Source organism: Myceligenerans salitolerans, assembly GCF_017349295.1.
Classification (GTDB): Bacteria; Actinomycetota; Actinomycetes; order Actinomycetales; family Cellulomonadaceae; genus Myceligenerans; species Myceligenerans salitolerans.
In genome coordinates this window covers 1-22,421 of the sequence record NZ_JAFMPK010000022.1, presented here as the reverse complement: position 1 = coordinate 22,421, position 22,421 = coordinate 1, and the positions used below count along the sequence as shown (strand labels likewise).

Sequence of the window (22,421 nt, the reverse complement as noted above, 5' to 3'; positions counted from 1 at the left end):
CGTGGCCGGCGTGACGGGACGACGACGAGGGTGGGCGGCCGCCCGGACGCAGACGGCACGGAGGCGGACGGCACGGCAGGTCAGTCGGTGCACACGGCCCCGAAGCCGTCCAGGCGGACGTCCGCGCGCTCCCGGGTGCGCTCGCGGGCGAAGTGGTCGCCCTCGTCCCTCATCCAGCGGATCCAGTGGTCACGAGCCTCCTCGCCGTCGCGGGCGAGACCGCGGCGGAGGCGTTCGTCGTCGTCGGCCTCCACCCAGATGCGCAGGACGCCACCGGGAAAGCCGTCGACCTGACGGGCCGCGGAACCACAGCCCTCGACGACGAGGTGGACCGACGGCGGGACGTCGTGCCACTCGGCCCAGCATGCGCCCTCCCAGTCGTAGCGGCGGTACCGGGCGTGTCGTCCGGCGGCCAACGGCTCCAGCACCCACCGGCGAAGGTTCGCCGCGCCGCCGGTGGGCCCCGCCTCCCAGCCCTCGTAGAGGTCGTCCATGTGCACGACGGGCACCTCGAGCGCGTCCGCGAGCTGGGCGGCAAGTGTCGTCTTCCCCGAACCGGCCGGCCCGTCGACGCAGACGAGGCGTGCGTCGACGGACCGGACGCGGTCCAGGAGGCCGCCCAGGACCTCGGGCGTGACGGTCATACGTCGTCCGGCAGCTGCTCCGGCGTGGGGAAGTCGTCCAGGGGCTGGGCCCAGAGACGGTATTCCGTGGAGCGCTCCTTGGCCTGCTCGATCTGTTCCGTGACGCGGGCCGGTGCGGTACCGCCGACGGCGTCACGCGAGGCGAGAGATCCCTCGACCGTGAGCACGGTCCGCACCTGCGGGGTGAGGTGCTCCGAGATGCCGGCCAGCTCGGCGTCGGTCAGGTCCCACAGCTCGATGCCGCGACGCTCGCACTCGCGCACGCACGCACCGGCGACCTCGTGCGCGACACGGAACGGCACGCCCTGCCGCACGAGCCATTCGGCGACGTCCGTGGCCAGGGCGAACCCCTGCGGCGCGAGCTCGGCCATCCGGCCGGTGTCGAAGGTGAGAGTGGAGACCATTCCGGTGAACGCCGGCAGCAGCACGGTGAGCGTCTCCACCTGGTCGAAGACCGGCTCCTTGTCCTCCTGCAGGTCGCGGTTGTACGCGAGCGGGAGGCCCTTCAGGGTGGCCAGCAGCCCGGTGAGGTCGCCCAGCACGCGGCCGGCCTTGCCCCGGGCGAGCTCGGCGATGTCCGGGTTCTTCTTCTGCGGCATGATGCTCGACCCGGTGGACCAGGCGTCGTCCAGCGTGACGAACCCGAACTCCTTCGTGTTCCAGAGGATGATCTCCTCCGCCAGCCGGGACAGGTCGATGGCGGTCATCGCCGCCACGAACGCGAACTCGGCGACGACGTCCCGTGCCGCCGTCCCGTCGATCGAGTTCTCCACCGGGCCGTCGAAGCCCAGGTCCCTCGCGACGGCGGCCGGGTCGAGCCCGAGCGACGAGCCCGCCAGCGCCCCGGATCCGTACGGGGAGCGGGCGGCCCGCACGTCCCAGTCGATGAGCCGGTCGACGTCCCGCAGCAGCGGCCAGGCGTGCGCGAGCAGGTGGTGGGCGAGCAGCACCGGCTGCGCGTGCTGCAGATGCGTGCGGCCGGGCAGGGGTACGGAGCCCGCCGCCACGGACTGCTCGATGAGCGCGTCGACGAGGTCGAGCACCTGGGCGGCGATGACGCGTGCGTGGTCACGCAGGTACATGCGCACCTGGGTGGCGATCTGGTCGTTCCGGGACCGGCCGGCGCGCAGCTTGCCGCCGAGATCGTCCCCGGCGCGCTCGATGAGGCCTCGTTCGAGCGCGGTGTGCACGTCCTCGTCTGCGAGGACCGGCAGGAAGGCCCCGGACTCGACGTCCGCGAGCAGGACGTCGAGCGCGTCGTCCATGCCGGCGAGCTCGTCGTCGGTCAGCAGACCGGCCGCGTGCAGGACGCGCGCGTGTGCCCGGGAACCGGCGATGTCGTAACCGGCGAGCTTCCAGTCGAAGTGGGTCGACTGCGACAGGGCCGCGAGCTCCGGGGCGGGGCCACCGGAGAACCGGCCGCCCCACAGGGCGACCGGCTTGCCGGACGTGACCTGCGTGCCGTGGGCCGTGTCGCCCGGCGCGGCGCCCCGCACCACGTCGCCCGCGGGCCCGGGGCGACCGGGCGGGGTGGCACCGCCGGGCGGGGTGGCACCGCCGGGCGGGGTGGCACCGCCGGGCGGGGTGGCGCCGCCGGGCGGCGGGACGGAGCCGCTCATCCGAGGTCCTCCGCGTTGCCGAACTTCGCGTCGCGAGCGGCGGCCTGCTTGGCGGCGAGGCCGTAGATCTCGATGAAGCCCTTCGCGTGCGACTGGTCGAACGTGTCGCCCTCGTCGTAGGTGGCGAGGCCGAAGTCGTACAGCGACGAGTCGGAGCGGCGGCCGGTCACGGTGGCGCGGCCGCCGTGCAGGACCATGCGGATGTCGCCGGAGACGTACTTCTGCGTGTCCAGGACGAAGGCGTCGAGAGACTTCTTCAGGGGGCTGAACCACATGCCGTCGTACACGAGCTCGGTCCAGCGCTGCTCGACCTGCCTCTTGAAGCGCATCTGCTCGCGCTCGACGGTGACGTTCTCCAGCTCCTGGTGGGCGGCGATGAGCGCCATGGCGCCGGGCGCCTCGTAGATCTCACGGGACTTGATGCCCACGAGCCGGTCCTCGACGATGTCGATCCGGCCGACGCCGTGCGCGCCGGCGCGGCGGTTCATCTCCTGGATCGCCTGGAGCGGGGTGACGGCGACGCCGTCGATCGCGACGGGGACGCCCTGCTCGAAGGTGATGGTGACCTCGTCGGCGACGGGCGGGAAGGTCGGGTCGTCCGTGTAGGAGTACACGTCCTTGGTGGGCTCGTTCCAGATGTCTTCGAGGAAGCCGGTCTCCACGGCGCGACCCCAGACGTTCTGGTCGATGGAGAACGGGTTGCTCTTGGTGGTGGCGATCGGCAGGTCGTGCTTCTCGGCGTACTCGATGGCCTTCTCGCGGGTGAGCGCAAGGTCGCGCACGGGGGCGATCGTCTTCAGGTCCGGGGCGAGCGAGGTGGTGGCGACCTCGAAACGCACCTGGTCGTTGCCCTTGCCCGTGCAGCCGTGCGCCACGGTGGTGGCGCCGAACTTGCGGGCGGCACGGGCGAGATGCTTGACGATCAGGGGGCGGGAGATCGCGGACACGAGGGGGTACTTGTCCAGGTACAAGCCGTTGGCCTGCAGGGCCGGCATGCAGTACTCGTCGGCGAACTCCTCGCGGGCGTCGGCGACGTACGCCTCGACCGCGCCGCAGTCCAGCGCGCGCTTGCGGATGACGTTGAGGTCCTCGCCACCCTGGCCGACATCGACGGCCATGGCGACGACCTCGGCACCGGTGGCCTCACCGATCCAGCCGATGGCGACGGAGGTGTCCAGGCCACCCGAGTAGGCGAGCACGACGCGTTCGGTCATTGGTTCTTCTCTTCCGTGGTTCGTTGGTTTCGGTTCGAGCAGGCGGGTCCGGGAGACACCGTCAGGCGGACAGGGCGAGCAGGCGCTGGGCGAGCTCCGTGCCGCCGTCGGCGTCCCGGGCGATCACGAGGATGGTGTCGTCCCCGGCGATGGTGCCGAGCACGCCGGGGAACAGGGAGTGGTCGATCGCGGAGGCCAGGTACTGCGCGGCACCCGGCGGGGTGCGCAGCACCACCTGGTTGCCGGACGCCTCCGCCGAGACGAGGAGCTCGGTGGCCAGCCGTGCGAGCCGGGCGGCCAGGTATTCGGCATCCTGGTCGGCCTGCACGCTGCGGTCCCCGCCCTCGCCGGGCACGGCGTAGACCAGCGAACCATCGGCGCCGCGCACCTTCTCGGCACGCAGCTCGATGAGGTCACGGGACAAGGTGCCCTGGGTGACCTTCACGCCATGACCCGCGAGCGCCCTGGCCAGGTCGGCCTGGGACCGGATCGCGGTGTGGGCGATGATGTCCAGGATGCGCGCGTGCCGTGCGGCCTTCGTGGCCGGGACCGTGGCGGTCGCGGTGGGGGTGCCGCCGCCCCACGCCTGGTCGGCGACCGGCCGGCCGGACGGCGGTGGGTTACCCGTCATTCGCGCCTCCCTTCCGCCAGGAGCCAGGCGAGCAGAGCCTTCTGGGCGTGCAGGCGGTTCTCGGCCTCGTCCCAGACGACACTGCGAGGCCCCTCGAGGACCTCCTCGGTGATCTCCTTGCCCCGGTAGGCCGGCAGGCAGTGGAGCACGATCGCGTCCGGAGCCGCACCGGCGAGCAGCCGGGAGTTCACCTGGTACGGCTCGAACACCGTCTCGCGCCCGGCAGCGTCGTCCCCCATGGACACCCACGTGTCCGTGGCGACGACGTCCGCCGCGGCCACCGCCTCGGCCGGATCGGTGACCGAGGTGACCGACCCGCCGGTGGACCCGGCGATCCGTGCGGCGCGGGCGAGCACCTCGGCGTCCGGCTGGAAGCCGGCGGGGCCGGCGATCCGCACGTGGAGGCCTGCGGTGGCGCCGCCGAGCAGGTAGGAGGCCGCCATGTTGTTTCCCGCGTCGCCCACGTACGCCAGGGTCGTGCCCGGCAGCGCTGCCACTCCCCCGCGGTGCTGCGCGACCGTGACCAGGTCCGCCAGGATCTGGCAGGGGTGGTAGGCATCGGTCAGGGCATTGACCACGGGAACCCCGGCGTGCGCCGCCATGGTCTCGAGCCGGTCCTGTCCGTAGGTGCGCCACACGATCGCGGCGACCTGCCGGCCCAGCACCCGCGCGGTGTCCTCGACCGACTCCCGCTTGCCGATCTGCGCCAGGTTGCCGTCCACGACGATCGGATGCCCGCCCAGATCCGCGATCGCGCCCGCGAACGAGAGCTGGGTACGCAGCGTGGGCTTGTCCGTGATGAACGCGACGGCACCCGGTGTGTCGCGCCGCCCCTCCAACGGCCGGCGAGCGAGCCGGTCGGCGCGCAGCGTCATGGCGAGATCGAGGACCGTGCGCTGCTCCGTGGGCGTGAGGTCGTCGTCGGCCAGGAAGTGGCGGACGGTCATGAGGCCTCCTCGATGTCCTCTGCCGGCGAGGACGGCAGCGCCGCGAAGAACGCGGCGGCCTCGCGGGCCTGGTCGGCTGTCAGGGTCAGTGGCGGAGCGAGACGGACGGCGTCGGGTGCGACGGCGTTCACGATGAACCCCGCCTCCAGCGCACGGGCCACGACCGTCTGGGCCACGGGCCGGGAGAGCTGGACCGCGAGCAGGAGGCCACGCCCCCGCACCCCCGAGATCAGCGGGTTTCCGCTGCCCTCGATCTCACGACGCAGCAGTTCACCCGTCTCGCGCACCTGAGCGAGCAGGCCGTCCCGTTCGATCACCCCGAGGGTCGCCAGTCCGGCGGCGGACGCGACCGGATTGCCGCCGAACGTCGAACCGTGCTGCCCCCGCCCCAGCAGTCGTGCGGGCTCGTCGCCGAAGGCGATGACCGCGCCGACGGGGAAGCCCCCGCCCAGCCCCTTCGCGAGCGTCACCACGTCGGGCAGGACGTCCGCGCCGGCCGGACCGGCATCGGCGGGCCCCAGGATGTCCGGGTGCTGGAAGGCGAACCACTCCCCGGTCCGGCCGACCCCTGTCTGCACCTCGTCCAGGACGAGCAACGCTCCGTGCTCCCGCGTAAGCCGGCGCGCGAGCGCCAGATATCCGGGCGGCAGCGGGCGCACACCGGCCTCACCCTGCAGCGGCTCCGCGACGAACGCCGCCACCTCACCGCGTTCCGCGACCGCGTCCGGGGCGAACGCCGCCTCCAGCGCCGCCGCGTCGCCGAACGGCAGATGCTCCACACCAGCCGGGAGCGGCTCGAACGGCTCGCGGTACGCGGCCTTGTGCGTCAGCGCGAGAGCACCCATCGACCGTCCGTGGAACCCGCCCTCCAGCGCGAGGACGCGGGTACGGCAGCCGCCGGACCGGCCTCTGCCCGGGACCGGCCCCGAGCCGTCCGGCACACCGGACACGACCGTGCCCGCGGACGACGAGACGGGCACCCGCCGCGTCATCTTGAACGCCGCCTCCAGGGCCTCCGTGCCCGAGTTCGTGAAGAACACCCGCGACCCCGCGGGCGCACCGGCCAGCGCGAGGAGACGCTCGGCCAGCGAGATCTGCGCCGGCGTCCCGAAGAAGTTGGACGTGTGCCCCAACGTGCCCAGCTGCGCGCTGATCGCCGCCGTCAACGTCGGATGGGCGTGCCCGAGCGAGTTCACGGCGATCCCGGCCAGCAGGTCCAGGTACCGCTTCCCGTCCGCGTCCCACACGTACGCGCCGTCGCCCCGCACGAGCACACGCTGCGGCGGTCCGAACGTGTCCATCACCGCACCGGTGTAACGCTCCGTCCACGCCGCGCCCGTCAAGCCGCCGGACTCCACCGCGCCCCGCGTCACAGGCGGCGACCCGGCGCCCGCCGTCGTCAGATCGCTCATTCCGACACCACCCTCGACATCTCCTCGTGTTCCGTCCCCGGCAGGTCGCCCGACGGCACCGGCACCACCATCGTCCCGTTCCCGCGCGCCGTGAAGACCTCGAGCAGCACGCTGTGCGGCTGCCTGCCGTCGATCACCGTCGCGCGTGGCACGCCACCGTCCACCGCCCGCAGGCAGGCCTCCATCTTCGGGATCATCCCCGAGGCCAGGTGCGGCAGCAGCGCGCGCAGCTGCGGCGCGGTGATCTGCTCGACCAGCGAGTCCTTGTCCGGCCACGCCGTGTACAGACCCTCCACGTCGGTGAGCACGATCAGCTTCTTCGCGCCCAGCGCCACCGCCAGGGCGCTCGCCGCGGTGTCGGCGTTGACGTTGAGGACCTGCGTCGGGTCGGTCACGTCAGGTGCGATGGTGGACACCACGGGGATACGGCCGGCGTCCAGCAGATCCTGGACCGCGCGCGGGTCGACCTGCACCACGTCACCCACCAGGCCGACGTCGACCGGCTCGCCGTCGACCGTCGCGTGCCGCCGGGCGGCGCCGAGCAGGCCGCCGTCCTCGCCGCTCAGTCCCACGGCGTTCGGCCCGTGGGCGTTGATGAGCCCGACGAGTTCGCGCGAGACCTGGCCGGTGAGCACCATGCGCACCACCTCCATGGTCTCGGGCGTCGTGACGCGCAGGCCGCCCTGGAACTCGGACTCGATGCCGAGCCGCTCGAGCATCGCGTTGATCTGCGGGCCGCCGCCGTGCACGACGACCGGCTTCAGGCCCACCTGCCGCAGGAACACCATGTCCTGGGCGAACGCCGCCTTGAGGTCGTCGCGGACCATGGCGTTGCCGCCGTACTTGATCACGACGAGGGCGCCCGCGAACTCCTGGAGCCAGGGCAGCGCCTCGACGAGGACCTCCGCCTTCTGGTCCGCGGTCAGGGAGGCGAGGACCGCGCTGTTCGAGATGCCCGTCATGAGGTGTACGCGCTGTTCTCTTCGACGTACGCGTGCGTGAGGTCGTTGGTCCAGAGGGTGACCTCTGCCGCGCCGGCGTGCAGGTCGATCTCGATCGCCGTTTCGCGGGACGAGGCGAGGTCGACCTTGTCCGGCGGCTCGTGCGCGCCGCCCGCTTGGCACACTTTTACGGAGTTGACGTAGATGTCGAGCGCCTCGGGATCGAAGGGCGCGACCTCCTCCGGAACCGTCCCGACCTGGGCGAGGATGCGCCCCCAGTTCGGGTCGTTGCCGTAGATCGCGGTCTTGACCAGGTTGGAGCGTGACACCGCTCGGGCGACGGCGAGCGCCGCGTCCTCGGTGGTCGCGTTCCGCACGGTGATGGCGATGTCGTGGGCGGCACCCTCGGCGTCGGCGAGCAGCTGCCGGGCGAGGTCGGCGCAGACGTCCTGGACGGCGGCCGCGAGCGCCTTCGGGTCCGGGGCCACCCCCGAGGCGCCGGAGGCCATCAGGACCACCGTGTCCGACGTGGACTGGCAGCCGTCGGAGTCGACGCGGTCGAAGGTGGTGCGGGTGGCGTGCCGGAGCGCGGCATCGGCCCGCTCGTGCGGGACGACGGCGTCCGTGGTGATCACGCACAGCATCGTGGCCAGTGCCGGGGCGAGCATCCCGGCCCCCTTGGCCATGCCCCCCACCGTGACCACACCGTCCGGCGTCTCGACGGTCCGCGTCGCGGTCTTCGACACCGTGTCGGTGGTCATGATCGCGGCCGCGGCGGCCGCACCGGCCGCGGAGTCGTCCGTGAGGGCGTCCGTCACGACGGGGATACCCGCGAGGAGTTTCTCTCGTGCCAGGCGCACGCCGATCACGCCGGTCGAGGCGACGAGGACGTCGATCGCGCCGATGCCGAGACCGCCGGCGACCGCCTCGGCGGTCGCGTGCGCGTCCTGGAACCCGCCAGGCCCGGTGCAGACGTTGGCCGAGCCGGAGTTGAGCACCACGGCACGCGCCGTACCGTCCTTGACGGCCTGGCGCGACCACAGGACCGGGGCACCCACGACCCGGTTGGACGTGAAGACGGCGGCGGCGTCGAACCGCGGCCCGTCGTTGACGACGAGCGCGAGATCCGGCTTGCCCGATGCCTTGAGCCCGGCGGTGATGCCGGCGGCCCGGAACCCCCGGGCGGCGGTGACGCTCACTGTGCTCCTCCGGTCGTGACTGTGCTGGGACCGGCATGCCCGGCGACGCGCCGGAGCCGGGTGTTCACGGGGCGACCCCCTCGGTCCCGAGGCCGCTGGTCTCCGGCAGTCCGAGCGCGATGTTGAGGGCCTGGACGGCCTGGCCGGCGGTGCCCTTGACGAGGTTGTCGACCGCGGTGACGGTGACCACACGGCCCGCGGCCTCGTCCACCACGACCTGGACCAGCGCCGTGTTGGCCCCCGCGGTCATCGCGGTGCTCGGCCACTGCCCCTCGGGCAGGAGGTGGACGAAGGGCTCGTCCTCGTACGCCTCGGACCATGCCTCACGGACCGAGCGCGCGGCCGTGCCCGGCGCCACGCCATCGGCCAGCGGAGCGGTGACCGTGGCCAGGATGCCCCGGGCCATGGGTACGAGGGTGGGCGTGAAGCTGAGGCGCACCGTCGAAGCGCCCGCGGCGCGCAGGTTCTGGGCGATCTCAGGGACGTGCCGGTGCGTACCACCGACCGCGTACGGCCGGGCCGAGCCGAGGCCTTCGCTCGCGAGCAGGTGCGGCTTGAGACTCCGACCGGCTCCGGAGTAGCCGTTGGCCAGGACCGCGACGATGTCGGACGGATCGACCAGGCCGGCGGCGACACCGGGCTGCAGGCCGAGTGTGACGGCCGTGACGTTGCACCCCGGGACGGCGACACGCTTCACTCCCGTGAGGTGGTCCCGCTGCCGGGCCACCGCACCGGCACCCGCCTTCTCCGTGAGGAGGAGTTCCGGCATCCCGTACGGCCAGGAGCCGGCGTGCTCGCTCCCGTAGAACGCCCGCCACGCGTCGGCGTCGGTGAGGCGGTGGTCGGCGCCGAGGTCGAGGACGAGCGCATCATCGGGGAGCTGGGCGGCGATCTCACCGGACGCGCCGTGCGGGAGAGCGAGCACCACGACGTCGTGCCCCGCGAGCGCCTCCGGCGTCGTGGGCTGGATCACGCGGTGCGCGAGCGAGCGCAGATGCGGCTGGTGCTCACCGAGAGCCGAACCGGCCGACACATGTGCGGTCACCGCGCCCACCTCGACGAGGGGGTGAGCGGCGAGAAGCCGCAGCGTCTCACCGCCCGCGTACCCGGAGGCGCCCGCGACGGCGACACGGATCGTGGAAGACATATTCGGGAGTCTACATAGTTATTCCACCATCCTCAACCGCCCTGTGGACAACCGGCGCCCGGTAGCCAGGAACGGGTGCGGTGCCGGAGGATGCTCACGATGACCGAGCACTCCCACGACCACGCGCACGCCGGCGATCCCGCCACGCCGGGGCACCGGCGCCGGCTCGCGATCGCCTTCGGCGTCGGGGCGGCGGTGCTCGTCGCCCAGGCCGTCGGCGCCTGGCTCACCGGCAGCCTCGCGCTCCTTGTCGACACGGCCCACGTCCTCACCGACGTCGCGGGCCTCGGCATCGCCCTCGGCGCCGCCACGCTCGCGCTGCGTCCGCCCACGGCGCAGCGCACGTGGGGATTCCGTCGCGCCGAGGTGCTCGCCGCGCTCGCCCAGGCCGCGGTGCTGCTCGCCGTGGGCGTCTACGCGCTGGTGGAAGGGGTGCTCCGGCTCGTGGAGCCCGCCGAGGTGCCCGGCGTCGAACTGCTGTTCTTCGGCGCCGTGGGACTCGCCGGGAACCTCGTCGGCCTGGCGGTGCTCGCCCGGGCGCGCACGGCGTCGTTCAATCTGCGCGCCGCGTTCCTGGAGGTGCTGAACGACGCGCTGGGATCCGTCGGTGTCATCGTCGCGGCCCTGGTGATCACGACCACGGGATGGCAGCGCGCCGATGCCGTGGCAGGCCTCACGATCGCCGCTCTCATCGTGCCGCGCGCCGTACGGCTTCTCCTCGAGACCGCCTCCGTGCTCCTGGAGTCCGCCCCGCCAGGACTCGACCTGGACGCGGTACGGGCACGCCTGCTCGCGGTGGACCACGTGGCGGAGGTGCACGACCTGCACGCCTCGCTCGTCGCCACGGGTCTGCCGACACTGTCGGCCCACGTCGTCGTGCACGACGCCTGTTTCCGGGACGGGTGCGCACCGCAGGTGCTCGACGCACTCCAGCAGTGCGTCGCGACCGAGTTCGCCGTGAGCGTCGAGCACTCGACGTTCCAGCTCGAGCCCGCCGGGCACATCGGCCACGAGACGTCGCGGCACGCGTAGCCCGGGGCGCAACGCCGCCGATCAGCCGAGCGGCAGGAACATCACGTGCAGGCCGACCTCACCGTGCGCGGGCGAGCGGAACGCGCCCGGCACCGTCCCGACGATCTCGAACCCGAGCTTCCGCCACAGGTGCACCGCCGGCGCGTTCGACTCGACCACCGCGTTGAACTGGATACCACGGAACCCGTGTTCCCGGTGCCAGGCGATGACGTGCTCGCCCAGCGCCCGCGCCACGCCGCGGCCCCGTGCCGCCTCGGCGACCATGAACGATGCCGTACCGATGTGGTCACCATGGCCCGGCCGGTTCGGTCCCATCTTGGCGGTGCCGAGGATCTCGCCGTCCTCCTCGAGCACGACGACCGCTCCGGGTGGCGGCTCGAGCCAGTAGCCGCGCGCCTGCTCCTCGGACAGGCCGAGAGGGTAGGCGTAGGTCTCACCCTCCCGGCACACGGCCTCGATGATGGGCCACACCGCGGGCCAGTCGCTCTCGGTCAGCGATCGGATGGTACGGGTCACGAGCCGCACAGTACCCGTCGCGACGACCGGGCGAACAGCTCGGACCCGGAGGTCGTGGGCAAGACCGCCGTCGTCGTAGGGTCGCAGCATGCGTGCAGTCGTGGCCCGCGCAGCGGGCGAGCCAGAGGTCCTGTCCTACGACGAGGTCGCCGATCCCACGCCCGGGCCGGGCCGGCTCCTGGTCCGCGTCGCGGCGGCCGGCGTGAACTTCATCGACACCTACCGCAGGTCCGGCGTGTATCCCATGCAGTTCCCGCACGTCGTCGGGTCGGAGGGTGCGGGCACGGTCGAGGCGGTCGGGGAAGGTGTCGACGACTTCGCCGCGGGCGACCGGGTCGCCTGGGCGGAGGCCCCCGGGTCCTGCGCGGAGCTCGCCGTCGTCGAGGCCGCCCAGGCGATCACCGTGCCGGCCGGTCTCGACCTGGAGACCGCGGCGGCGCTCCCCCTGCAGGGCATGACCGCCCACTACCTCGTGACCTCGACGTTCGAGGTCTCCCCGGGCCACGACGTGCTGCTCCACGCCGGCGCGGGGGGTGTCGGGCTGCTGGCCACGCAGCTCGCCGCCGCTCGCGGCGGGCGTGTCATCACCACGGTCTCCACGCCGGAGAAAGCAGCGCTGTCCGCCGCGGCGGGCGCGGCGCACACGATCGACTACGCCGCGATGTCCGACCTCACCACCGAGTTGCCGGCCGTCGTCCGGGACCTGACGGACGGCGCGGGCGTGCACGTCGTGTACGACGGCGTGGGCCGGACCACGTTCGAGGCCTCGCTGGACGCGCTGCGTCAGCGGGGCATGCTCGTCCTGTTCGGCGGAGCCTCGGGACCGGTGCCCGCCTTCGATCCGCAGCTCCTGAACCGCAAGGGGTCCCTGTACCTGACCCGTCCGACGCTCCGCCACTATCTCGCGACCCGCGGCGAACTCGAGTGGCGGGCCGCGGAGGTGCTGGGAGCGGCCTCCTCCGGCCGGCTCGACGTACGGATCGGGGCACGGTACCCCCTCTCGGACGCCGCGGAGGCGCACCGGGCGCTCGAGGGCCGCGCGACGACGGGCAAGGTCCTGCTGCTGCCGTGACGTGACGAGCCGCGGGGACGAGGGCCGCGTGGCACCTGTGCCACCACGCGGCCCTCGTCGATCCCGGGCGCTCCCGTCGCCGGACGGGTATCGGCCATCCGGTCGGCCAGGTCCGACCGGATGGCCGATACCGGCCCGGACCCCGGCGACCAAGACTCAGGGCATGTCCCCCACGATCACCCGTCCGGCCGTGCGTCGCCGGTCCCGTCCCGCCGACTGGCTCATCCCGAGCGGCCTGGTGCTGCTGTCCCTCGTCCCCGCCCTGGGCGGCGCCTCGCGCCTGGCCGAACTGGCGGGGGGCCCGGCCGTCACGGAGGAGAACGCCCGGTTCGTCGAGGCCCCGGTGCCCGTCCTCGTCCACATCGTCTCGGTCACGATCTACTCCCTGCTGGGAGCACTGCAGTTCTCACCCGGTTTCCGGAGCCGGCGCAACGGCTGGCACCGCGCCGCCGGTACCGTCCTGATCCCGGCGGGCCTGGCGACGGCCTTGTCCGGCCTGTGGATGACGGCGTTCTACGACCTGCGCGCCAAGGACACCGCGGTGGTCAACGGCGTCCGCTACGTGGTCGGCACCGTCATGGTGGCCGGGCTGATCCTGGCAGTCCGCGCGCTGCTGCGACACGACTACGTCGCACACGGCGCCTGGATGACCCGGGCCTACGCCGTGGCGATGGGCGCCGGGACGCAGGCGCTGCTGCTCGGCCCCTGGCTCGCCGTCGCACGCCCTCGCCCCGACGACCCCACGACCATCGTGGTCAACACGGCCGGGATGACGCTCGCCTGGGTGATCAACGCCCTGGTCGCCGAATGGCTCGTGCACCGCCGCCGTCGCCGCGGACGGATCGCGCGATGACTACCATCAGCCGTGTGCGGACCGCGGACGGACAGGCGCTCCGGCGTCCGTTCGGCGCCGCGCTCCGGCGACCCGCGGCACCGGGAGCCACGCCGCCCACGCGACGCGACTGGATCGTCGTCGGTGTCGCCGCAGCCGTCGCCGTCGTGGAGGCCACGGTGCGGCAGGACCTCGCGTGGCCGGTGCCTTCGGCGCTGGCGGCTCTGGTCGCGATCGCCGCGCTGCCCTGGCGGCGCGTGCATCCCCTCGCCGTCGTCGCGTGGACGTCCGGCATCGGCGCGGCGCACGACCTCGCCGACATCGTGGCGGGTCACGGCTCCACCGCGATGTACGCCGCGGTGGTCGGGGTCCTCGCGCCGTACGCGCTCTTCCGCTGGGGCTCGGGCGGCGCGATCCTCGCGGGCTCTCCCCTGATCGCCGCCGGCGTCGCGCTCTCCGTCGTCGCCGGCGTCGGAGGCCTCGACGACGCGATCGGAGGCGCCACCGTGGTGGTTCTCGTCGCGCTCGTCGGTGAGGTGGTGCGCCAGCGATCGCTGGCCCGCTCGCGTAAGCTCGACCGTGTCCGGGCGCGCGAACGTGAGGCGGTGGCGCGCGACCTGCACGACACCGTCGCCCACCACCTGTCCGCGGTGGCCGTGCGTGCGCAGGCCGGGCAGGTCAGCGCGACCGCGGACCCCGATGGGCCGGCGGCCGCGGTCGAGGCGCTCCGGCTCGTCGAGGCCGAGGCACGCCGGGCCCTCGTCGAGATGCGGGCCCTGGTCGGTGTCCTCCGCAGCGAGACCCCCCGGGAACTGACACGCGGCCTGGACCTGCTCCAGGACCTGACGGATCCAGGTCCGCCGCCGGTGACCCTGGCCGTGGCCGACGACGTCGAACCGCTTCCCGCGGCCACCAGCACGGCCGTGGTGCGCATCGCCCAGGAAGCCGTCGCGAACGCCCGCCGGCACGCACGCGGAGCCAGCGGCATCACCGTCTCCCTGGACCGCCGCGACGGTGCCCTGCACCTGCTCGTCCGCGACGACGGTGCTCTCGCACCGCACCTCCGGCCCGGTCCGGGCCACGAGCGCTCGCCGGAGACCGGATTCGGCCTGACCGGGATGAACGAACGGGCTCGCGCCCTCAGTGGGACGTTCGAGGCCGGCCCCGACGACGGCGGCGGCTGGACCGTGCACGTGGTGCTGCCTCTCCCGACGACCCGCCACGAGCGCCGCGGCCAGGAGGTCCGGTGACGATCGGCGTGCTGGTGGCCGACGATCAGGAGATCGTCCGTACCGGCCTCTGCACGATCCTCGACGCACAGCCGGGCATCGAGGTCGTCGCGGACGTGGCGGACGGCGCGCGGGCGGTGAGCGAGGCTCGCCGCCTGGCCCCGGACGTCTGCCTGCTCGACATCCGCATGCCCGTGCTCGACGGCGTCGCGGCCACCAGGCAGCTCGCCGGGCCCGACGTGCCCGACCCCATGGCGGTCGTGGTGATCACGACCTTCGACCTGGACGAGAACGTCCATGCCGCCCTGCGCGCCGGCGCGCGCGGATTCCTGCTCAAGGACAGCGGCCCCGCCCTGCTCTCGCAGGCGGTGCACGCCGCGGCGGAAGGCGACGCGCTGATCGACCCGGCGGTCACCGTGCGGCTGCTCGCGCACTTCGCCCGGGCCGCGCCCGACCGGTCGCCGCACCGGCCCGCGGTGCGCCTCACGAGCCGGGAACTGTCGGTGCTGCACCTCGTCGCCGAAGGCAGGACCAACAACGAGATCTGCGACGACCTGCACCTCGGGCTCAGCACCGTCAAGACGCACCTGGCGGCGATCATGACGAAGACGGGCACGCGCAATCGCGTCGAGGTGGCGCGGTGGGCCTACGAGCACGGTATATCTTGATGTCAAGATAGTCGATATCAAGCGAAAGGTGTGTCATGGCCGACTGGTCCCCCACCCGGTATCTGCAGTTCACCGACGAGCGGTCGCGCTCCTTCCGGGAGCTGACCGCCCGCGTCGCAGAACGGCTGGTGGCTCTCGACGCGGTGCCCGACGACATCGTCGACCTGGGGTGCGGGCCGGGGCACCTGACCGGTGTGCTGCGGTCCCTCTGGCCCGAGGCCACCGTGACCGGCATCGACTCCTCGCCCGCGATGATCGGCAAGGCACGGGACCACGACCCCGGCACCACCTACCTCGAGGGTGACATCGGCGACTACGCGGCCGGGCACCTGGAGGTGACGGAGGCCGACGTCGTGGTGAGCAACGCGGCACTGCAGTGGGTACCACGGCACCGGACTCTTCTGACCGCGCTGCGCGACACCGCGCGCCAGGTCTTCGCGTTCCAGGTGCCGGGAAACCACGACGCGCCGTCGCACCTGCTGCTGCGCGAGGTCGCAGCGCGAGAGCCGTACGCCTCCGCGCTCGGCGGGCCGGTAGCCCGGCGCGCGACCGACGACCCCGCCGGCTACCTCGACCTGCTCGCGCATCCGGACTGGACGCTCGACGCCTGGGAGACGACCTACACCCACGTCCTCCACGGGCCCGATCCGGTGCTGCGCTGGATCAGCGCCACGGGCGCCCAGCCGACGCTCCACGCGCTGCAGGACGTGGACCCCGCGCTACGGGAACGCTTCGAGGAGGACTACGGTGCGGCGCTGCGTGCGGCCTATCCCGCTCGTCCGTACGGGACACCGCTGCTGTTCCGGCGCGTGTTCGTCGTCGCCGCCCGAAACGGTGCGACAGCAACGGGGACAGCCGGCGCCGCCGGGACGTCCGCCGCACCCGGCAGCACGACCACTCGCGACGATTGCACCTGACAGCGCGTCCGCCGCTGCCTAGGCTGACGGACATGACTGAGCGACCCGTCCGTATCGGAGTCCAGATCCAGCCGCAGCACGCCGAGTACCGACAGATCCGCGACGCCGTCCTGCGCGCCGAGGACATGGGTGTCGACGTCGTCTTCAACTGGGACCACTTCTACCCGCTCTACGGCGATCCCGACGGCAAGCACTTCGAGTGCTGGACCATGCTCGGCGCCTGGGCGGAACAGACGGAACGCGTCGAGCTCGGCGCTCTCGTCACGTGCAACTCCTACCGCAACCCCGACCTGCTGGCGGACATGGCGCGCACCGTCGACCACATCTCGGGCGGCCGCCTGGTCCTGGGTATCGGCGCCGGCTGGTTCGAGCGCGACTACGACCGGTTCGGCTACGAGTTCGGCACCGCGGGATCCCGCATCGCCGACCTCGCCGCGGCGATGCCACGCATCACCCGCCGGCTCGCGGCGGGGAACCCCGCGCCCACGCGCGACATCCCGATCATGATCGGCGGCGGCGGCGAGCGGAAGACGCTGCGTGTCGTCGCCGAGTACGCCGACATCTGGCACAGCTTCGGGAACGTCGATGTCCTGACCCGCAAGTCGGCGATCTTGGACGAGCACGGGACGGCCGTCGGGCGTGACACGTCGAAGCTCGTCGAACGATCCGTCGCGGTCGACGGCGACCCCGCCGAGACGGGCGACGCCCTCATCGCGGCGGGCGCCACACTGCTCACCATCGGCACGAGCGGCCCCGACTACGACCTTTCCACGGTCAAGCGGTGGATCGACTGGCGCGACGCCCGGGCCGCCGTCTGATGCCCCGCTATTCGGCCTCCACGGAGGTCGCCGCCACGCCGGACACCGTCTGGCGGGTGCTGTCCGACGTCGAGGGCATGCCCCGCTGGACGGGATCCATGACCTCGGTCCGGATCGTCGACGGCCCGAACCCTCCGGACGTCGGCACCGCCGTGCGCATCGAGCAGCCGGGTCTGCCGCTCGCCGTCTGGACGATCGACGACTGGGATCCGCCGCGGATGTTCGCCTGGACCAGCGCGGTGCCCGGCGTGCGCACCCAGGCGGAGCACGTCGTCGAGGGCGCCGACGGTGGTCGGAGCCAGGTCATCCTGACGATCACCCAGGTCGGTCCGCTGGCCGGCCTGCTCGGCGCCCTCACCAGGAAGCGCACGCGGGTGCTGGTCGACACGGAGCTCGCCGGCCTCAGGGTCCGCGCCGAGTCCGGCACGCCCTGAGCCCGGCGGTGCTCGCAGCCCATGCGGGCGCGAGCACCGCTTCGTGTGTCGGCGGTGAACGCCTCTGCGGTCACCGGCCCGTGAGGAGCTCGCCGAGCGGGTCCTCCGGTCCCGCGGGCAGGACGCGTAGCCGGCGGCGTGCGGTGGCCGGTGCGGGCCCGTCCTCCGCCGCGGCGGCGAGCGCCCGGAGCGACTCGGGCGTGTCGTGGGTGGCGCGGAGGAGCCAGCCCGAGCAGGGATCCAGCTCCCCGGCCGCGATCGCGTTCACCAGTGCGGTGACGCGCTCGGGCGGGGTCCAGTCGGTGCGGTCCGCGTGGATGGTCATGGCCGTCGACATGGCGGTCTTGACGACGCCGGGAGCGAGTTCGAAGACCCGCAACCCGCGGTCGTGACCCTCGGCGTGCAGCGCCGCGCCCATCCGGACCAGCGCGGTCTTGCTGACGTTGTACGCCGAGTGGCCGAACGGCCCTTCGTGCGTGCTGGCCCCGGATGCGAGGTCGACGACCCGTCCGCCGCCCCGTGCCAGCATGCCGGGCACGACGTAGCGGTTGAGCAGGAAGACGCCGCGTACGTTGGCCTCGACGGTGGCCCACCAGTCGCCGGGGTCCGCCTCCCAGAGGGGCGCCTCGGGTTCGAGCCTGCCGGCGTTGTTCACGAGCAGGTCGACGGAGCCGAGCCCGGTGTCCGGTCGCTCGGCTCGTTCGACGGCGTCGCGGACCTCGGCCTCCGCCGTGACGTCGGCGGGAAGCACCACCGCGGTTCGGCCGAGGGCACGGACCCGGTCCGCTACCTCGGCCAGGCGCCCCTCGTCACGCGCGAGCAGGGCGACGTCGATCCCGGCGCGCGCCAGGCCGAGGGCGATCTCACGACCGATGCCTCGTGACGCGCCGGTGACGAGTGCGGTCCGGGCGGGTGGGACGACGTCAGGCACGGAGCACCGCCCCGATCCGCTCCGCCGCCGCGACGATCGCCTCGCGCGCCGCCCGGACCTCGTCGGCCGAGAGGGTGCGGTCGGCCGCACGCAGCCGTACCGCATAGGCAAGGGACTTACGGCCCTCACCGATCTGCTCGCCGGTGAAGATGTCGAAGAGGCTCACGTCCTCCAGCAGGTCGCCACCGCCGGAGACGATCGCCTCGCGGAGCGTGGCGGCCGGCAGTGCGGCGTCGACCACGAACGCGAGATCCTCCTTCGCCGCCGGGAACGCGGAGACCGGCGAGGCGGCCACCGGCTCGCCCGAGGCCACGGTGACGAGATCCGTGAGGCTGACCTCGAAGGCGCAGGCCCGGGCCGGCAGGCCGAGCGCATCGACCACCTTGGGGTGCAGCTCACCGGCGTGCCCGATGAGGCGGGTTCGGCCCGCGGCGTCGGTGGCCTCGAGCTTCGCGCAGCGCCCCGGGTGCCACGGCAGGTGCGTGGGATCCGCCGCGACGGTCACCTCGACACCCGCGCGGCGGGCCACCAGGCGTGCCGCGTCGACCGCGTCGGCCCAGTCGGCGGCGCGACCCTTGCCCCACCAGCCCGCGGTGACCCGCCGACCCGTCAGGACGCCCGCGATCCGGCGTGGCTGGTCGGGCGTCGCGGCGGCGAGCGCCTCCAGCTCGGCGTCGGACGGGCGCGTGCCGCCCGGCAGCGCGGGGGCGGTGGGCGCGTCCGGCGCCGGACGCGTCACGAGGCCGGTCTCGAACACCGCGAGGTCCGACAGGCCCCGGGAGACGTTGCGCCGCACCGTCTCCAGAAGCGTGACCAGAAGGTTGGTCCGCATGTAGGGACGATCCTCGGCGAGCGGGTTGGCGAGGCGCACCGAGCGACGACGGGCGTCGTCGGCGGGCAGGCCGAGCGCGTCGTAGTCGCTCGCACCGACGAACGGATAGCTGAGCACCTCCACGAAGCCGGCCTCGGCCAGGGCACGCGCAACGGAGCGGCGGGTGCGCTGCTCCTCGGTCAGGCCACGGCCGCCCGGTGCCTTCGGCAGCACGGACGGGATCTGGTCGTACCCCTGGATGCGCACGACCTCCTCGACCAGGTCCGCCGGTTCGCTGAGGTCGGGACGCCACGACGGCGGCGTGACGGCGAAGGTCTCGACCGGCCCGGACTCGGGTCGCGAGGCATCCGACCGGGCCTCGGTCACGACGCATCCGACGTCCTCGAGGGTCGAGCGCACCTGCTCGGGTGTGTACTCCACGCCCGACAGCCGTGTCGGCTCGGTGGCCTTGAGCATGATCGGGCCCCGAGTGGCCGTCGCGACGGGTTCACCGACGTCACCCACCGCCGGGTCCGCGGTACCTCCGCCGTGCTCGACCAGCAGCTCGACGACGCGCTGGGCGGCGACGGCGGGGAGCAGCGGGTCGACACCCCGCTCGAACCTCTTGGCGGCCTCGCTCGGGATCTTGTGGCGCCGCGCGGTGCGGGCCACCGTGGTCGGGTCGAAGTGCGCCGCCTCGACGAGCACGTCGGTGGTCACGCTGCTGACCTCCGTGGACTCGCCGCCCATGACGCCGGCCAGGCCCAGCACGCGCGAGCCGGCCGACCCGTCCGGTGAGTCGGTGATGAGCAGGTCCTCGGCATGCAGGGTGCGCTCGACGTCGTCGAGGGTGGTGAGCGTCTCCCCGGGGGCCGACCGGCGTACCACGAGCGGTGCGGCGACACGGGCGAGGTCGTAGGCGTGCAGCGGTTGCCCGAGGTCGAGCATCACGTAGTTCGTGACGTCGACGGCGAGCGAGATGGACCGCATCCCGGAGTTCTCCAGGCGGCTGCGCATCCACTCGGGCGACGGAGCCGCCGGATCGATCCCGCGCACGATCCGTGTCACGAAGCGGTCGCAGCCGACCCTTCCGTCGATCGGCTTCCCGTCCTCGAGACGCACGTCGAAACCGTCCGGGGTCGCGGCCGGCTCCGCTCCCGTCAGGGCGCCGCGGTCGGTGAACTTCGCGCCGGTGGAGTGCGCGTACTCGCGGGCGACCCCGCGGTAGCTGAACGCGTACCCGCGGTCGGGCGTCACGTTGATCTCCAGGACCTCCTCGCCGAGGCCGAGCAGCGCGATGGCGTCCTGGCCCGGGGTCAGGTCCTCCTCGGCGAAGCCCATGTCGCGAGGCAGCACGATGATGCCGCCGGCGTCCCCGCCCAGGCCGAGCTCGGCCGGGGAGCAGATCATCCCGTCGGACACGTGGCCGTACGTCCTGCGCGCGGCGATCTCGAAGCCGCCCGGCAGCGTGGTGCCGGGCAGCGAGACGACGACCAGGTCGCCCACGCCGAAGTTGTGCGCGCCGCAGACGATGCCGCGTGGCGTACCGCCGTCGGCGGCAGGCTTGCCGTCCTCGTTGTGCGGGCCGACGTCGACCTGGCACCAGTTGATCGTCTTGCCGTTCTTCTGCGGCTCGGGAACCTGCTCCAGCACCCTGCCGACGACCAGGGGCCCGGTCACGGCCGCGGGGTGGATCTCCTCTTCCTCCAGGCCCACCTTCACCAGGGCTTCGGCGAGTCGCTCGGCCGTCAGGTCGGCGGGCAGCTCGACGTGGTCGGCGAGCCAGTCCTTCACGATGCGGGGCACGTCAGATCTCCGTCCCGAACTGGGTGGAGAAGCGGACGTCGCCCTCCACGATGTCGTGCATGTCAGCGATGCCGTGACGCAGCATGAGCGTGCGTTCGATGCCCATGCCGAAGGCGAACCCGGAGTACTCCTCGGGGTCGACGCCCGCCGAGCGGAGCACGTTGGGGTTGACCATGCCGCAGCCGCCCCACTCGATCCAGCCCGCGCCGCCCTTCTTCTGCGGGAACCAGAGGTCCATCTCGGCACTCGGCTCCGTGAAGGGGAAGAAGCTCGGGCGCAGACGCGTCCTGGCCTCGGGGCCGAACATCGCCCGCGCGAAGGCGTCGAGCGTGCCGACCAGGTTCGCCATCGTCAGCCCTCTGTCCACCGCGAGGCCCTCGACCTGATGGAACACGGGCGTGTGCGTCTGGTCGAGCGCGTCGGTGCGGAACACCTTGCCGGGGCACGCGACGTACAGGGGAACACCGCGCTCGAGCAGACTGTGCGCCTGCACGGGCGACGTGTGCGTGCGCAGCACGAGGTTGGACGACGTGCCGGGCGCTGCCGCGGTGGACGCGTCACCGGCCGTCTCGGTGCCGCCGACGTAGAACGTGTCCTGCATCTGGCGCGCCGGATGGTCTGGGCCGAAGTTCAGCGCGTCGAAGTTGAACCACTCGGACTCGAGCTCGGGACCGTCGGCGATCTCCCATCCGAGGCCGGTGAAGAAGTCGGCGACGCGCTCCTGGATCAACTCGATGGGGTGGCGGGCACCGGACGCCGTGCGCGCGGTCGGAAGGGTCACGTCGACGGACTCCTCCACGAGGACGCGCTCGTCCCGCTCGGCTTCCAGTTCGGCCTGGCGTGCGGCGACGGCCTTGTTGACGCGGCCGCGCCGGGGGCCGATCAGCTTGCCGGCACGAGCCTTGTCAGGTCCCGGCAGTGCGCCGATGGCACGATTCGCGAGCGCGAGCGTACTGCGGTCTCCGGTGTGGGTGGTACGGACGGCCTTGAGCTCGTCGAGATCGGCGGCCTTCGAGATCGCGGCGAGGGCCTGCTCGACGGCGGCGTCGAGCGCCGCCTCGTCGAGCGGATCGACGGCGGCCTGAACGTCGGGCGTGGACATGCTTGCCTTCCTGGCGGGGTCGGGAGCCGGGGGCACCGACCCGGATCAGGCGGCGCCGCACGCGGCATGTGCAGTCTAGATGCCCGCCAGGGCTCCGGTCGCTCCATCCACAGGGAGAATCACGCGACGATCGGTACGCGCGGGGCGCACACCACCGGGCCCATGACGGGCCTGGTAAATCGGTGATCACGCGTCAGCACGTCAGCCATCCTGGCACACGGGGGCCTGCCTCGTCACGGTGGTTCCGAGGCGCTGGGCGCTTGGCACACTATTACCGCGCCCGAGCGACGTCGGCGCTTCAGCCTCGCAGGTCGAACGTCTCCATGACCGTGTACCGGGGCCCGCCCTGCGCGCCCTCGCCGGGCAGCGACTCGACCAGCGCGAACGACTCGACCGGCCACGGCGGACCGGCGTACACCGACAACGCGTGCGCTGCGGGCTCCAGGACCGAGCGCGCGTCGGCGAACGGGTCCCGGGCGCCGTCACGCGACGCGCCCGC

At 72.9% G+C, this 22,421-nt stretch carries 22 protein-coding genes; 8 read left to right on the top strand and 14 right to left on the bottom strand.

Annotated features, from left to right (window positions below):
- Positions 1-80: 80 nt before the first annotated feature.
- The 9 genes from J0911_RS03775 to argC all read right to left on the bottom strand — a co-directional run bounded on the left by J0911_RS03775 (position 81) and on the right by argC (position 9,754).
- Positions 81-644 carry an AAA family ATPase gene (locus J0911_RS03775; RefSeq protein ID WP_207274135.1) on the bottom strand — a complete coding sequence of 188 codons (564 nt, stop codon included), beginning with the start codon at positions 642-644 and terminating at the stop codon, positions 81-83.
- Positions 641-2,263, bottom strand: coding sequence for an argininosuccinate lyase (gene argH / locus J0911_RS03770; protein ID WP_242636254.1), 1,623 nt, complete (start codon positions 2,261-2,263; stop codon positions 641-643). The genes J0911_RS03775 and argH overlap by 4 nt, the downstream gene beginning before the upstream one ends.
- Positions 2,260-3,477 (bottom strand): argininosuccinate synthase, encoded by a 1,218-nt coding sequence (locus tag J0911_RS03765; protein WP_207274134.1) that lies wholly within the window; start codon positions 3,475-3,477, stop codon positions 2,260-2,262. The genes argH and J0911_RS03765 overlap by 4 nt, the downstream gene beginning before the upstream one ends.
- Before the next feature lie 61 nt (positions 3,478-3,538).
- Positions 3,539-4,108 (bottom strand): arginine repressor, encoded by a 570-nt coding sequence (locus J0911_RS03760; RefSeq protein WP_207274133.1) that lies wholly within the window; start codon positions 4,106-4,108, stop codon positions 3,539-3,541.
- Positions 4,105-5,055, bottom strand: coding sequence for an ornithine carbamoyltransferase (gene argF, locus J0911_RS03755; RefSeq protein WP_207274132.1), 951 nt, complete (start codon positions 5,053-5,055; stop codon positions 4,105-4,107). The genes J0911_RS03760 and argF overlap by 4 nt, the downstream gene beginning before the upstream one ends.
- The gene (locus J0911_RS03750; protein WP_207274131.1) at positions 5,052-6,467 is read right to left on the bottom strand and encodes an acetylornithine transaminase; all 1,416 of its coding nucleotides are present in this window, start codon (positions 6,465-6,467) and stop codon (positions 5,052-5,054) included. Before J0911_RS03750 ends, argF begins: the two co-directional genes overlap by 4 nt.
- On the bottom strand, positions 6,464-7,429 hold the full coding sequence (gene argB / locus J0911_RS03745) for an acetylglutamate kinase (protein ID WP_207274130.1): 966 nt from the start codon (positions 7,427-7,429) through the stop codon (positions 6,464-6,466). The genes J0911_RS03750 and argB overlap by 4 nt, the downstream gene beginning before the upstream one ends.
- A complete protein-coding gene (argJ, locus tag J0911_RS03740) occupies positions 7,426-8,607 on the bottom strand; it encodes a bifunctional glutamate N-acetyltransferase/amino-acid acetyltransferase ArgJ (protein WP_207274129.1) in 1,182 nt (393 codons plus the stop codon). Before argJ ends, argB begins: the two co-directional genes overlap by 4 nt.
- Before the next feature lie 64 nt (positions 8,608-8,671).
- Positions 8,672-9,754 (bottom strand): N-acetyl-gamma-glutamyl-phosphate reductase, encoded by a 1,083-nt coding sequence (gene argC / locus J0911_RS03735; protein ID WP_207274128.1) that lies wholly within the window; start codon positions 9,752-9,754, stop codon positions 8,672-8,674.
- 99 nt (positions 9,755-9,853) lie between these two features.
- Here argC and J0911_RS03730 point away from each other — a divergent pair, with 99 nt between their 5' ends.
- A complete protein-coding gene (locus J0911_RS03730) occupies positions 9,854-10,786 on the top strand; it encodes a cation diffusion facilitator family transporter (protein ID WP_207274127.1) in 933 nt (310 codons plus the stop codon).
- A 21-nt stretch (positions 10,787-10,807) separates the two neighbouring features.
- On the opposite strand, the gene J0911_RS03725 is transcribed toward J0911_RS03730, so the two are convergent.
- Positions 10,808-11,302 carry a GNAT family N-acetyltransferase gene (locus tag J0911_RS03725; RefSeq protein ID WP_307864895.1) on the bottom strand — a complete coding sequence of 165 codons (495 nt, stop codon included), beginning with the start codon at positions 11,300-11,302 and terminating at the stop codon, positions 10,808-10,810.
- 88 nt (positions 11,303-11,390) lie between these two features.
- Here J0911_RS03725 and J0911_RS03720 point away from each other — a divergent pair, with 88 nt between their 5' ends.
- From J0911_RS03720 to J0911_RS03690, 7 genes are all read left to right on the top strand, one after another.
- Positions 11,391-12,374 (top strand): quinone oxidoreductase family protein, encoded by a 984-nt coding sequence (locus J0911_RS03720; protein ID WP_207274125.1) that lies wholly within the window; start codon positions 11,391-11,393, stop codon positions 12,372-12,374.
- Positions 12,375-12,537: 163 nt separating this feature from the next.
- Positions 12,538-13,227 carry a DUF2306 domain-containing protein gene (locus tag J0911_RS03715; RefSeq protein WP_207274124.1) on the top strand — a complete coding sequence of 230 codons (690 nt, stop codon included), beginning with the start codon at positions 12,538-12,540 and terminating at the stop codon, positions 13,225-13,227.
- The gene (locus J0911_RS03710) at positions 13,224-14,456 is read left to right on the top strand and encodes a sensor histidine kinase (RefSeq protein ID WP_207274123.1); all 1,233 of its coding nucleotides are present in this window, start codon (positions 13,224-13,226) and stop codon (positions 14,454-14,456) included. Before J0911_RS03715 ends, J0911_RS03710 begins: the two co-directional genes overlap by 4 nt.
- Positions 14,453-15,103, top strand: a complete 651-nt coding sequence (locus J0911_RS03705; RefSeq protein ID WP_207274122.1) for a response regulator — start codon at positions 14,453-14,455, stop codon at positions 15,101-15,103. Before J0911_RS03710 ends, J0911_RS03705 begins: the two co-directional genes overlap by 4 nt.
- 35 nt (positions 15,104-15,138) lie before the next feature.
- On the top strand, positions 15,139-16,020 hold the full coding sequence (locus J0911_RS03700; RefSeq protein ID WP_207274121.1) for a methyltransferase domain-containing protein: 882 nt from the start codon (positions 15,139-15,141) through the stop codon (positions 16,018-16,020).
- A 32-nt stretch (positions 16,021-16,052) separates the two neighbouring features.
- Positions 16,053-16,838 (top strand): LLM class F420-dependent oxidoreductase, encoded by a 786-nt coding sequence (locus tag J0911_RS03695; RefSeq protein WP_207274120.1) that lies wholly within the window; start codon positions 16,053-16,055, stop codon positions 16,836-16,838.
- The gene (locus tag J0911_RS03690) at positions 16,838-17,272 is read left to right on the top strand and encodes an SRPBCC family protein (protein WP_207274119.1); all 435 of its coding nucleotides are present in this window, start codon (positions 16,838-16,840) and stop codon (positions 17,270-17,272) included. Before J0911_RS03695 ends, J0911_RS03690 begins: the two co-directional genes overlap by 1 nt.
- A 70-nt stretch (positions 17,273-17,342) precedes the next feature.
- Here the strand turns inward: J0911_RS03690 and J0911_RS03685 are convergent, their stop codons facing one another.
- The 4 genes from J0911_RS03685 to J0911_RS03670 form a co-directional block, all read right to left on the bottom strand.
- Positions 17,343-18,203, bottom strand: coding sequence for an SDR family NAD(P)-dependent oxidoreductase (locus J0911_RS03685; RefSeq protein WP_307864894.1), 861 nt, complete (start codon positions 18,201-18,203; stop codon positions 17,343-17,345).
- Entirely contained in the window at positions 18,196-20,820 is a 2,625-nt protein-coding gene (gene pheT / locus J0911_RS03680; protein ID WP_207274117.1) for a phenylalanine--tRNA ligase subunit beta, read from the bottom strand. Before pheT ends, J0911_RS03685 begins: the two co-directional genes overlap by 8 nt.
- Position 20,821: 1 nt before the next feature.
- On the bottom strand, positions 20,822-21,922 hold the full coding sequence (gene pheS, locus J0911_RS03675) for a phenylalanine--tRNA ligase subunit alpha (protein WP_207274116.1): 1,101 nt from the start codon (positions 21,920-21,922) through the stop codon (positions 20,822-20,824).
- 298 nt (positions 21,923-22,220) lie between these two features.
- The coding region (locus J0911_RS03670) for a 2'-5' RNA ligase family protein (RefSeq protein ID WP_372434810.1) at positions 22,221-22,421 on the bottom strand (201 nt) is incomplete at its 5' end.